Source organism: Abyssisolibacter sp. ZYX002 (assembly GCF_056892235.1).
In genome coordinates this window covers 203,943-216,663 of record NZ_JARMXH010000003.1, presented here as the reverse complement: position 1 = coordinate 216,663, position 12,721 = coordinate 203,943, and the positions used below count along the sequence as shown (strand labels likewise).

Sequence of the window (12,721 nt, the reverse complement as noted above, 5' to 3'; positions counted from 1 at the left end):
TTAATATAATATGAAAATAGTAGTTTATTGCTAATATTTAATTAATAGAGCTAGATAATTCTATACTTTTCATGCTCCAAAATTTTTGTATCTGGAGTTGTTAATATCTTTTCTTGTGTAGATTTTGCATCATATAGCTCGCCATTAAGCATCAAATAAACACTTGAATCCAAAATATATTCTGGTGAACTTAATTCTCCTGCATAATATACATGTATTACTATTGTTTCATCCTCACTTGGTTTCATTTTTAGTATTTTTGTTTGAATCAAAGCCTTTCCATCTGATAATATCTTTAATTTATTATCTATTTCTGTATTTATATCAACCTGTGCTAGTGCTAATCCATGAGGTATAGTAAATGTAATAAATACCTCTACATTTTCTATTGATGTATAGCTTGTATTTAAAACTACCACTTTTATTTTTTTACTCAAAGTCCCGTTTTTTAACATTATTCTTGTATAATAATTATCCATTTTTACACAGCTTCTCAATTCTGTATTGCTGTATAACATCCCTATTACCCCTTACTATCGTATTATTATATATTATGTTATAGTAACAAAAAAGGGACTGCACTTTTTTGTGCATCCCATATACAATATAGTTTTTTGATTAAAATGCTGTATCAACTATGCCTTTAGTTTTTAGCTTTTGCTCACGTGGAACACAAGTTACTCTGTGTATTCATTGTGTGACTTTAACAATTCCTCTATCTCTTTTAATAAATCAGTTCTAATTCCTTTTTCTTAAAGGCGCTGCTCATTGAATTTTAAGAAAGTATTAAGCTTTTTCATATTCATTAGATTTACTATCATATGAGTCATTTATATTTATTTTACTAATTACATGCAAAAATGCATGACTAATTGAACTCATATGATCTGCTCCATCAGATTTATCCACCTCAATAAATTGTGTATTCTTTAAATACTTTAGCATTTCTTTAGCGCCATTTATTGGTACCATCTCATCTACTTTCCCATGATAATATATTACAGATTGTTCAATATCTTCAAAAGGAACACCCCAATCTATAATCTGTAATCTGCTCTCCATTGCCATTCCAAAACAATCTTGCTTGATATTTTCATTCAGTGTTTTGTTAATATAAGGCTCACCATGCGATGCAAGCTCTTGTTTCAAGTGGTCTAGATATGCTACATACTTGGATTGAATATCCTCTATTGAGTTTTCTAGAAAAGACATATATTCCACCTGTGCTTCTTCTGAGTAATGCTTAAAAATTGATTCTTTATAAACCGAAGGTACACCTCCTAATATAAAAACTCTTTCAACTATCTCCCCTAAAGCATAAGCAGTTGCATAAGCATAGGGAGCTCCTGCTGAACAGCCAATAATATCGCATTTGTCTATATTTAATTGAGTAGCTATTGTTTTAGCTATATCTGCGAAATCAGCAACACTATTCATCTGTATCTTTGATGAAGAACCATACCCTAAGCGCTCTATCGCTATTAAAGTTATCTCTCTCTCTTCTATAGCTTTAATCCACTCATTACTAAGATATCCCCCACCTATTATTCCATGAAAGAACAATATCTTGTGTTCGCCTGATCCATGAACTATATAACTTAATTTTTTCCCATCTTTTAAATCGATATATCTTTTATTATTCATTACTAAGCCTCCTTATTCTTTTTAATAAACTCCATATCCTTTACCTCAGACCCATGATATAACTTTAATATAGGGTCATCACAGAGTTCTTTAATTAATGGTATAAGCTCTTTATCTGTTCCAAAAGTTATGCTAGAAATCCCCTCAATACCATTGGGATGAATGAAATTAAATGGTTTTGGATCAATATTAAAATAAGTCATTAGAAAAGGTATTTTCAAATTATAAGGAAATGCTACCTTGAATTTAAGTAAATTACCCTTGGTATCCATCCGTTTACTATTCATCTTAAAATATTTGTGCTTGTATTTTTTGAGTATCGCTAGTTCATCATCTAAATTATCTTTATAGTTTTCTATAGCCACTCCTATAAGCCCTTCACCTGCATTTTCCCAATATTCAATTTGATTAACTAAGGCACTTTTTCCAAGTAATTTTAAAATCTTCTTAACTATATTTGGCATTCCAGAGTTTTGAAAAAGTTCTATATATGGTCCATTTGTGAAATATATAAGAGCATTATAGGGATTTTTCTCTTTTCCATATTCGACCACAAACCCTTTATCTCTCCATTCCTCTACTGCTTTATCTAATTCATTAACTTTGTACAAAATATGACTTACCTTCATATCCTATCCCCCTTTATTGATATTGACTATCGTTATCATAATTATAATACAAACCTTATACTCTTTGTCAATAGTGATAAAAAAATAGTTTACCAGATTATGTGACTTATAACACCCCATCTCAATATAAATGTAGAAGTCACATCAATACATTTTGTTGGCTTACTAGATGGATTACTTCTTTTCAGTGCAATTACAAAGTATATGAGCAAATTATTCCAATAATTTTATAATTGTATCAAATTACAAACTAACCTAAATCTTACTGTGTTTATTTGTCATGGAACCCTCGTTCTATTAATGCAGTAAGAAGGAACTATATTAATACCAAAAAATTATTATTAATCACTTATAATTTTAGCTTGATGTACTAAATCTAGTAATACACAAACAAAACCTTATAGTTTTGAGTCAATAATAGAAAAATTTCAAACTAAATTGATTTAAGTAGTATGAAAATATAAATAAAAAAAATTGATGATACTCATTTTCTTATTGGATATAAAAATACTAATGTATTAATGTAAAAAGTATTATTGATAATATGTAAGATGACGATAGCAATTTACACTTCTTGTGTGAGATGGAACAAACATTATTACTTGTTTGAGAGAATTCTCTAAAGATATAAGGTTAATCTTAATTTAGGAAAATTATCTAAAGAAATGGTTTATGATAGTACCAAAAGCTATATTTATAGAGCTATTGGCTATTTAACAAATGAAACTTTGTTATCATCTATGGAACACACTGAAAATTCTATTACAACCATTTTGACAAAACAGACAATATTATTATTATGAAGTGGGGTTTTATATCCTCATATCCAACTGTTTCAAAAGAAAATAGTATTTAAAGCATTGATATTTACTAGAACTTTATATTTACCATGTGCTATTATACAGTATTAATATATTTTTTGTATAACTTTATATGGTATTTATAAATATGAGTAAATATAATTGTTGTATACTTTATTGTGTCAGATATATAATAATATCATATTAGTATATTGGAGGATTTATGGATGCAAGAGAATACACTACATTTGGAATTATAATAGATTGTACAACTCTAGAGGTAGTAGATAAAAAAGAATACATAGCTATATCTCCAGAAGAAGAGACAATATTTATATATGGGTATTCTAAAAATAATGGACAACCTGAATTATTGCATATAGAATCTGATGAAGAGTATGCTAAAGTATCAGAGGCTTTTATGCAATTATGCGATGAAGATGAAGATTTACACGAAGACGATACACATGAAGAAAAATAAGGAGAATTAAAGATAATACAATGTAGTTTGTAGATGGTAAAAACTAGAGTCATTTCTTTTATACACATTAGTTAATTTGTGATAAAATGAGTATAGTTTTATAATATTTCTAAAGTTTAAATTGAATGGATACAAAACTGTTCATTATATAATATAGAAAAGGATGATATATACATGCCTTCAAATGAAATGGCCAAATTGATACAAGAACGACAAAATAAATCTAATAAAAAGAAAAATCAATTCTTTTATGGAATATTATTCATATTAATTTCCATAATCATTTTTATATTCTTATTAAAGAAAGATAATACTATGGCGATATGTTGGATTATTGGAGTATGTTTTGGTATCGTACTAAGATATTCAAGATTTTGTTTTACAGCAATATTTAGAGACCCTATAATCACTGGTGATACTAGACTTATGAGAGGATTGATATTGGCATTAATAGTCACAACATTAGGTTTTACTTTTATACAAGGAGAATATCTTTCTAATAATACAATAAATTATAATACAATACCTGGAGAAGTAAGTTCTGTAGGACCACATGTAATTTTAGGGGCAATAATATTTGGCATAGGTATGGTGATAGCTGGAGGGTGTGCTTCAGGAGTGCTTATGAGAATAGGTGAAGGACATTTACTACAGATAGTTGTATTAGTAGGATTTATAATAGGTGCATTATTGGGAGCTAGAGACTATTCTTTTTGGCATAAGATTACTAAAAATTTATCTAAAGTCATATATTTTAGTGAGTATTTAGATTATAGAGTAGTTACAGTAATTCAAATATTTGTGCTTGTTATTCTATACAGGTATGCAATATACTATGAGAAAAAACGATTCAAAAACTATATGTTCTAAAAAATATTAGGATGAAGAATTTAAATGAAATATATTAAGTTATAAAATAAAGAAAAAGAGAGAGATTGATATGGCAATAAGAGAATTAGATTGTATGTGTGAAGCATGTCCAGTACCAATAATTAAATCTATTAAAGAGCTGAAAGCTATGGATACTGGTGATATTTTAATAGTAAAAACTGATCATAGTTGTGTGGGAATAAGTCTGAAGGAATGGGCTGAAAAAAAAGACTATTCAGTAGAGGTAATAGAAACAGAAAATGGAGAATGGAATGTTTTTATAGAAAAAAAGTAGGTGAATTAATGAAGAAATGGCTTAAAAAGCCTTGGCCTTTTTGGGTTGGAGGTATTTTATTGGGGGCTTTAAATGTAACACTTTTAGCTCTTAGTGGTATCAGCTGGCAGATAACAAGTGGTTTTTTATTATGGGGAGTTGGAATATTACAGTGGTTAGGTTTTGATCCTATTAGTTACGAATATTTTAATTATTTTCATCATTATTATGACCCTATACTACAGAGTGGAAATGTAATGCTTAATAAATATACAATCATGAACATAGGAGTTATAGTAGGTTCTTTAGTAGCAACATTGCTAGCATCTGAATTTAAAATAAGACGAGTTAAAAATAAGAAGCAACTTTTTTTTGGATTAATAGGTGGTATATTAATGGGCTATGGAACAAGATTAGCATTAGGATGTAATATAGGCACATTATTTAGTGGAATACCTTCATTTTCATTACATGGATGGGTGTTTGCGTTGTTTTTATTTGTAGGAGCGTGGATAGGATGTAAGATACTTATTAAATATCTAGCATAGGGCATTATTATTAACAAAAGCCCCTTTTGCTAGATATTATAAAATCAACAAATTTCTTTTCGAAATCAGTAAGTGTATAATTTTTTCTATATGCAATATAGTAATTAAACGAAATGTTTAAACCTATAACGTCTACTTCTTGAATTGTTTTAGCTTTTAATTCATGTTGTATAGCAAGTTTTGGTAACAAAGAGTGTCCTTTTCCTGATATTACTGAAGATTTAATAGCTTCAAGAGAATTTAAATCATACAAAATATTCAAACTATCTGTTGATATGTTTTTATCTTTTAAAGCATCCTCAATTAAATACCTAGTGCCAGAATTTTTTTCTCTTAAGATTAGAGGAATTTTTTTTAGCTCATTTATTGTAATACTTTGATTTTCATCTGACTCATATTTCTTTACGAGTACAATGTTATCAGAAATAATTTTTAAGGTGCTAATATCTTTATATTCATGCCCGTACTGTATAATACCAATATTAATTGTATGATCTCTAAGTTTTTCAATAACACAATCTGAATTACAAATATCCATGTTAATATCAATTTCTTCGTTGAGTTTCTTATAAGTATATACACTACAAGGTAGTGCATATTCTCCAACACTTTTGCAAGAACAAATATTAAGCATTGGTCTTGATTGTTGAAGATTTTTTAAATCTCGTTCTATATTTCCTTGTATAGATAAAATTGTATTAGCATAATCAAATACTACCTTACCCTCTTCAGTCAACTTTACACCTTTATTACTTCTTATTAAAAGTTTTGCTTCAAGTTCTTTTTCTAAGTTTTGTAGTTGAAGGCTCAGACCGGGTTGAGTCATGTGTAGTTGCTTTGCAGCTTTAGAAATGCTATTGCAATTTACAGTAGTGTAAAATGATTGTAGATACTCAAGATTCACATTATCACATCCCCATTAAAAACTGTATTTATACCTAATTATTCATAGAGGGTTGAAAATTTATGCATTTTTAAATCTATGATATTTGAGGTTAAAAGTATCTAAATAATAAAAATAAATCAAATATTTATAGTAAATAAAGTTAGTATCTCTTCGTTTTGTCTAGTATGTAAATTAAACGTCCTATTATTTAGTATATCCAAATAGAGATAGTATTTATATGAAATTGACAAAGTTAAGAATTAATCTAAAACTTAATTAATAATCTGTCCATATGATTTTCACAGTTATATTATCTAAAAATTTATATATTATGTGTTTATTTTTTGTCATTCAAAACTATTTAGATTAAATTGTAAATTTAATATAGATCAAATAAAAAGAAATATAACATTATTATACATTAGAAGAACAATAAGTGCAAACAATACTTCTATTCAAGATATATACTCATCTAATCAATGTAAAATTAATGAAATAAATAACTATAATTATGTATCATAACAAATGCTTATAGTACATAACTTATATTTATTATGAAAATATGTAATTGTAGATTATAATTGAATTGAGATAAAATTAACAAAGATTTTACGAGAGACATAAGGAGCGATAGATATAAAAAATATAATAAGCAAAATTATTTACACACTTAATGGGTACTTGTGGGATGTGTTTTTACCCATAGTAATCTTAGCAGGAATTTTTATAATATATAGAACATTTGAATATAGAAATAAAATAAGCAAAGCAGACAAAAACAGATGGTATTGGTCGAAAATAAGAAATTCTATTGCTATATCTCTTTCTTCAAAAATAGGTACAGGAGCAATAATAGGTGTTTTAGCAGCAATGTTTAAAATGTCCAATAACGGTGTTGGTGGTGAAAGTATAGTATTATGGATTTTGTTAGGAATGTTAATTTTAGTTCCTATTACTTATTGTGAAGTGCTTTTTTCGAGAATAACAAAAAGAAAACCTAGAGAATTTATAAGCTATAATTTAAATGAAAAATCTGGATATGTTTATTCAGTAAGTCTAGTTGTATTATATACATTTGGTTTTGTAGGATTTCAACTTACAGGGATACAAAGTGTAATTAAAAATATAGCAAAAGTTAGTTTGGATTATGAATTTACTAATACTAGTTCAGCACTATATATTGTTTTGCCACTTATAATAGTTGTTAGTTTGATAGTAATAACTAAAAATCATGAATTATTCATAAAGACACTAGCATCAATGATAGGGCTTGTCATAGCATCATATGTGCTGTTATTTATAGTATTTGTAATTAAAACTAATGATTTTATCCCAAAATATTTTTCATTGATATGGAAAGACTTCATTACATTAAGAAGAGCTGCTGTTGGATTGCCTATAGGTATTGTAATAGGTTTTCAAAGAATTATACAAATTAGTGAAACTGCATTAGGAACAAGCGCGTTAGCAAGTGCTGATGGATATAATTCACCTAGAAGAGAGGCAGCAATACAGATACTATCAACCATAATAACAATATTTATAGCTGTAATTATTACATCTTACATATTTACTTATGGTAAATATAATCTGACTGGTGTAAATTTAAGTGTAAATGGTTTTGAGAGGATATCGGGTTATTTTAAAAGTGTAAAAGAAGTAACAGGGTATATCGGAGAATTAGTGATAATGTTTTTCTTTATAATATCAGGATTGACAACAATACTAGGTTCATTTCATTTTGTAAATAAAACTATAAATATAAAAGAGAATAAAAGAATAGTATTATATATAACATTAATTAGTTTATCAGGAATGTTAAGTATAACTGATTTCAATATGATATTTGATGCATCTGATTTACTAATGTTTATAGTAGGGTCATTAAACATATTAGCAATGCTTATGTTTACAATAAAAAATATTAAAAAATATATAAGTTAAAATAGGAGGATAACAATGTCTAGAAAAATTTTGATAGTTGGTGGAGTTGCTGGTGGAGCATCAGCAGCAGCAAGGCTGAGAAGATTAAGTGAAGAAGATCAAATCATAATGTTTGAAAGAGGACCTCATGTATCTTTTTCAAATTGTTGTTTACCATACCATTTAAGTGGTGTAGTAGAGGATTCAGAAAATTTAGTTTTAATGCATCCTGAAAAATTTATGTCACAATATAAAATAGAAGCTAGAGTTAATAATGAAGTTTTATCAATAGATAGAGAAAACAAGCAATTATCAGTAAAAAATACTTTAACAGGTGAAGAATATGTGGAAAGCTATGACAAATTAATCTTATCTCCAGGAGCTAAAGCAATAGTGCCTAATATAAAAGGTATAGATAAAGTAAACGTATTTTCTGTTAGAAATGTAGTTGATATTGCTAAATTGAAAAAATATGTACAAGCAATGGATTCAAAAGAAGTATCAGTTATAGGTGGTGGTTTTATTGGAGTAGAAGTAGCTGAAAACCTTAAAGAAGCAGGATACAATGTAACTTTAATAGAAGCTATGCCTCAGATTATGAGACCTTTTGATTATGATATGGTACAAATATTACACAAAGAGTTACATGATAAAGGAATTAATCTAATTGTAAATGATAAAGTGGCTTCATTTGAAGAAGATACTGTAGTACTTGATTCAGGTAAAAAAATAGAGTCTAAAGTTGTAGTAATGGCTATTGGTGTTACTCCAGAAACAGATTTAGTAGTTAATGCAGGACTTGAAATAGGAAAAACAGGAGCAATAAAAGTAAATCAAAACTACAGAACTGCTGATAAAGACATATATGCAGTAGGAGATGCAATTGAAGTTTATCATGCGCTTACTAAAAAAATGGTAAAATTGCCACTAGCAGGACCAGCACAAAAACAAGCTAGATCAGTAGCTGACCATATAAACGGTAAAAATATTAGAAACACAGGATTTATAGGTTCTTCAGTAATAAAATGTTTTGATTATAATGGAGCTTCAACTGGACTTACAGAAGTTCAGGCAAAAGAGATGGGATTAAATTATGAAGTAGTAAAAATAATACCTAATGATAAAGTAGGCTTAATGCCAGTAAGTGAACCATTACACTTTAAATTAATATTTGAACTTCCAACTGGAAAAGTGTTAGGAGCACAAGCAATAGGCAGAGGAAATGTTGACAAGAGAGTAGATGTAATAGCTACTGGGATAAAATTTGGAATAACTGTAGAAGATTTAAGAGATTTAGAATTGTGCTATGCACCACCTTTTGGAACAGCTAAAGATGTAACAAATTTTGCAGGATATGTTGGATCAAATATATTAAATGGTTCATTTAAACAAGTTCATGCCTCAGATGTAAGAGATTTAATAGAGCAAGGAGCTTTTATAGTAGATGCTAGAGAACAAAAGGAATATGAACAAAGTCATATAAAAGGTGCAGTGAACATACCTCTAAGTCAATTTAGACAAAGACTTGATGAATTTCCAAAAGATAAAGAAATCTATATTCATTGTAGAAGCGGTCAAAGAAGCTACAACATGGTACTCGCATTAAGCCATCTTGGATTTGACAAAGTTAATAATATATCAGGTGGATTCATGGGATTATGTTTCTATGAATATTTTAATGATGAAACAACTGATAGAGAACCAATAGTAACAGATTACAATTTCTTATAAAGATAAAAACTATGAGGACCTAACAAAAAAGTCCTCATAGCTAATCTATAACTAATATCAAATATTTCATAACAACAATCATAAATAGTTGCAAAACGAAAAACAAATAAAAGTAGATATATTAATAAATAAAGTTGATAAGCATTTGGTGAGGGATTTATTATAATGATGGAATTTTATTTATAACAAATTGCTCATAAGCATATAAATAAGTAAAATTTTATTTTATCCATAGGATTAGAATAGTTTTGGTAGTATTAAATAAATTAGAACTTTTAAAACAATTAATTATAAATTTTGTAGAGTTTTGTGACTAACTATAATAAACATAAAACTTAGGAGGTATAAGTAATATGAAGAAGAATCAAATTTATGTTGGTTTTGCTATATTAGCTTCAATGATAGCGTTGGGAATATATCAGTATAGCAAAGACTACAGACTTGCATTGCATTTAATAATAGGGCTTTCTATAGGATATGTTATGCAAAGATCAAGATTTGGATTTGCAGGTGGTATTAGAAAGATATATCACACTGGTGATAGTAGCTTAACAAAAGGACTTATGTTTTTATTTTCAATAACTTTGGTAATAACTGCTGCTATACACTATGGTGCACACGTAAATGGTGCAGATGTGTATTATAGAGCAGTAGAATCTGGTGTAGCAGTTATACCAGGGTCTGATTATGTAGAGCCAGCAAATATTGCAACAATACTTGGTGGTATATTATTTGGAATAGGAATGATGTTTGGTGGTGGATGCGCGTCTGGTACACTTACAGATGTAGGAGAAGGATACGGTAGAGGAATTATAGTACTTTTCTTTTTCTCAACAGGAGCATTATGGGGAGCACATGATATGCCATGGTGGACTCAAAGTGTATTCTTCAAAGTTCACAAAAGACTGTATTTACCAGATGTATTTGGATATATGGGTACAATAGTGTTATCATTGTTAGGTTATTTTTTAATATATGCAATTGCTAAAAAGTATGAAAACAAAAGAAGAAATAATAATACATTGAAACTAGAAAAATATGAAAACTGGGAAAAAGAAATAGCTAAACCAAAAGAATTCAAGATATTTAGCAAAGAAACATATCATAAATTCTTTGTAAAAAGATGGTCATATTATACAGGTGCTGCATTTATTATGATAATGTTTGTAACTATATTAGTTACAACAGGTACAAGCTGGGGTGTAACAGCTATATTTGCAAAGTGGGCTGGTTGGATTTATCAATCTATAGGACTTATAGATGTATCTGATTGGGGTTGGTTTGCAAATAAAATGGATTCAATGAGAGCAGGATTTATTAATGATGCAGGTTCAATGAGAAATATGGGGATTATAGTTGGGGCATTAATTGCACCTTTATTAGCAGGTCACTTTAAATTTAAATTTAAGTTTAATTTCAAAGATGTAGTGTTTTATGCAATAGGTGGTTTGTTAATGGGATATGGTGCTAGAATAGCATTAGGATGTAACGTAGGAGCATTATATTCAGGATTGTCTAATATGTCATTGTCAGGATGGGTATTCTTGCCAGCGTTAACTGTAGGTGGAATATTAGGATTGAAATTAGCAGATAAAATAAAGATAAATATATAGATAAAAAACCTTGAGGTCTTTTCAATATTATGACGCAGTCATTAGTATAGGAGATTGTAGTAAAATCATAAGTTTAAGATATGTTTTTGAATGAGATTTTGACTATATTATGAAAAGACCTTGAGGTCTTTTTTATTTAATAGGAAAATTAATATTTTCAGAAAAGGTCAAAGAATTGGTACAATAAAAAAATTTAAATGTGTAGATTGAATTGTTTACTATATTAAGATTCTATACTTTTAATATCAATATAAGAAACAGATGTCATAGTGTCATCTTAAAGATAAATCATAATAACTCATAGACAACTTCAATTTTTCATCTTCAAATGGATATTCAATCTCGTCTATAAGCTTATTAATGTGTACGACCTCTTTATCTTGAATTTCTAATTCTATAATAATATTTCTACATCCACATTTACATATTTATACCCTTATATATTTTAAATCTTCATAAGATACAAATAATGATGTATGACTAGCTATTGTAGCTAACTTTTAAATGATATTATGATATATCAATAACAATTACTAATCCTTTATAGCCTTTGTCCTTTACTGTTGCCACTATATTCTATATGTTGTACTTTTACTCGTTCCTCCTTTTTAATTTGCTACTTCTCTTATCTCGCTCCTTCCATTAATTTTTGAGTATTAAAAAATTGGACTTCAATCGTGTAACCACCCTTGTAATTTCAAGGTTTTACTGATTTAAAGTCCAATTATATCACTGTCGTATAAGTGCTTCTATTCACATATACCATATATCTTCTTTACTCGTTGATATTCCTACTGCACCTACTTTTAGGCTTTGTATAACATCTTCTTTGTCTATAATAAGTCCTCCAGTTATAACTGGTATCTTTGTCTCTTTAGTTAATATCTTTGTAACCTTAGGCATTATTCCTGGCATAATCTCTATTGCATTTGGTTTTGTGTTAGATATGATTTTTATTCCTGTTTCAAGTGATAGCGAATCAAGCATAAACAATCTCTGTATTACAAACAACCCTAGTTCTTTAGCTGGTTTTATAAGATTGCTCTTAGTTGTTATTATTCCATCTGGTTTTATGTTTTCACTTATGTACCTCATTGCTACTATATCTCTCGAAAATCCATCTAGTAAATCTATGTGTATATAGACACTTTTAGATTTGTCTTTGCATCTCTCTACTAGATTTTTTAGGTTAAATATACTTCCTGTTAATAAAAATATAATCTCGCAAGGTGATTTAAGTGCTTCTTCTAGTTTTTCTATGCTTGAAGCTGCGGCTATTACCGGATTTAATTCCAGCTTACCGTAAAAACTATTAGACATAA

General features: G+C 28.4%; 12 protein-coding genes. 7 read left to right on the top strand and 5 right to left on the bottom strand.

Going from position 1 to position 12,721, the window contains the following annotated elements; genetic code table 11:
- Positions 1-50: 50 nt before the first annotated feature.
- From P3X86_RS11060 to P3X86_RS11050, 3 genes are all read right to left on the bottom strand, one after another.
- Positions 51-518, bottom strand: coding sequence for a hypothetical protein (locus tag P3X86_RS11060; RefSeq protein WP_483292751.1), 468 nt, complete (start codon positions 516-518; stop codon positions 51-53).
- Positions 519-786: 268 nt separating this feature from the next.
- On the bottom strand, positions 787-1,644 hold the full coding sequence (locus tag P3X86_RS11055) for an alpha/beta fold hydrolase (protein ID WP_483292750.1): 858 nt from the start codon (positions 1,642-1,644) through the stop codon (positions 787-789).
- A gap of 2 nt (positions 1,645-1,646) precedes the next feature.
- Positions 1,647-2,273: a VOC family protein gene (locus tag P3X86_RS11050; RefSeq protein ID WP_483292749.1), complete on the bottom strand. Its 627-nt coding sequence runs from the start codon at positions 2,271-2,273 to the stop codon at positions 1,647-1,649.
- 1,023 nt (positions 2,274-3,296) lie between these two features.
- Between P3X86_RS11050 and P3X86_RS11045 the strand changes: the two genes are divergently transcribed.
- The 4 genes from P3X86_RS11045 (at position 3,297) to P3X86_RS11030 (ending at position 5,246) form a co-directional block, all read left to right on the top strand.
- A complete protein-coding gene (locus tag P3X86_RS11045) occupies positions 3,297-3,554 on the top strand; it encodes a DUF1292 domain-containing protein (protein ID WP_483292748.1) in 258 nt (85 codons plus the stop codon).
- Positions 3,555-3,728: 174 nt separating this feature from the next.
- Entirely contained in the window at positions 3,729-4,424 is a 696-nt protein-coding gene (locus tag P3X86_RS11040; protein WP_483292747.1) for a YeeE/YedE thiosulfate transporter family protein, read from the top strand.
- 70 nt (positions 4,425-4,494) lie between these two features.
- Positions 4,495-4,719, top strand: coding sequence for a sulfurtransferase TusA family protein (locus P3X86_RS11035; RefSeq protein ID WP_483292746.1), 225 nt, complete (start codon positions 4,495-4,497; stop codon positions 4,717-4,719).
- 8 nt (positions 4,720-4,727) lie between these two features.
- Complete coding sequence (locus P3X86_RS11030; RefSeq protein ID WP_483292745.1) at positions 4,728-5,246, top strand: YeeE/YedE thiosulfate transporter family protein; 519 nt, start codon at positions 4,728-4,730, stop codon at positions 5,244-5,246.
- A gap of 10 nt (positions 5,247-5,256) precedes the next feature.
- Here P3X86_RS11030 and P3X86_RS11025 read toward each other — a convergent pair whose 3' ends face one another.
- Positions 5,257-6,150: a LysR substrate-binding domain-containing protein gene (locus P3X86_RS11025; RefSeq protein WP_483292744.1), complete on the bottom strand. Its 894-nt coding sequence runs from the start codon at positions 6,148-6,150 to the stop codon at positions 5,257-5,259.
- A 672-nt stretch (positions 6,151-6,822) separates the two neighbouring features.
- Here P3X86_RS11025 and P3X86_RS11020 point away from each other — a divergent pair.
- The 3 genes from P3X86_RS11020 (at position 6,823) to P3X86_RS11010 (ending at position 11,399) form a co-directional block, all read left to right on the top strand.
- Positions 6,823-8,076, top strand: coding sequence for an alanine:cation symporter family protein (locus tag P3X86_RS11020; protein WP_483292743.1), 1,254 nt, complete (start codon positions 6,823-6,825; stop codon positions 8,074-8,076).
- A gap of 15 nt (positions 8,077-8,091) precedes the next feature.
- Positions 8,092-9,786, top strand: a complete 1,695-nt coding sequence (locus tag P3X86_RS11015; RefSeq protein ID WP_483292742.1) for an FAD-dependent oxidoreductase — start codon at positions 8,092-8,094, stop codon at positions 9,784-9,786.
- Between the two features lie 353 nt (positions 9,787-10,139).
- Entirely contained in the window at positions 10,140-11,399 is a 1,260-nt protein-coding gene (locus P3X86_RS11010; protein WP_483292741.1) for a YeeE/YedE family protein, read from the top strand.
- 753 nt (positions 11,400-12,152) lie between these two features.
- Here P3X86_RS11010 and P3X86_RS11005 read toward each other — a convergent pair.
- Positions 12,153-12,719, bottom strand: a complete 567-nt coding sequence (locus P3X86_RS11005; protein WP_483292740.1) for a glycerol-3-phosphate responsive antiterminator — start codon at positions 12,717-12,719, stop codon at positions 12,153-12,155.
- Positions 12,720-12,721 lie beyond the last annotated feature (2 nt).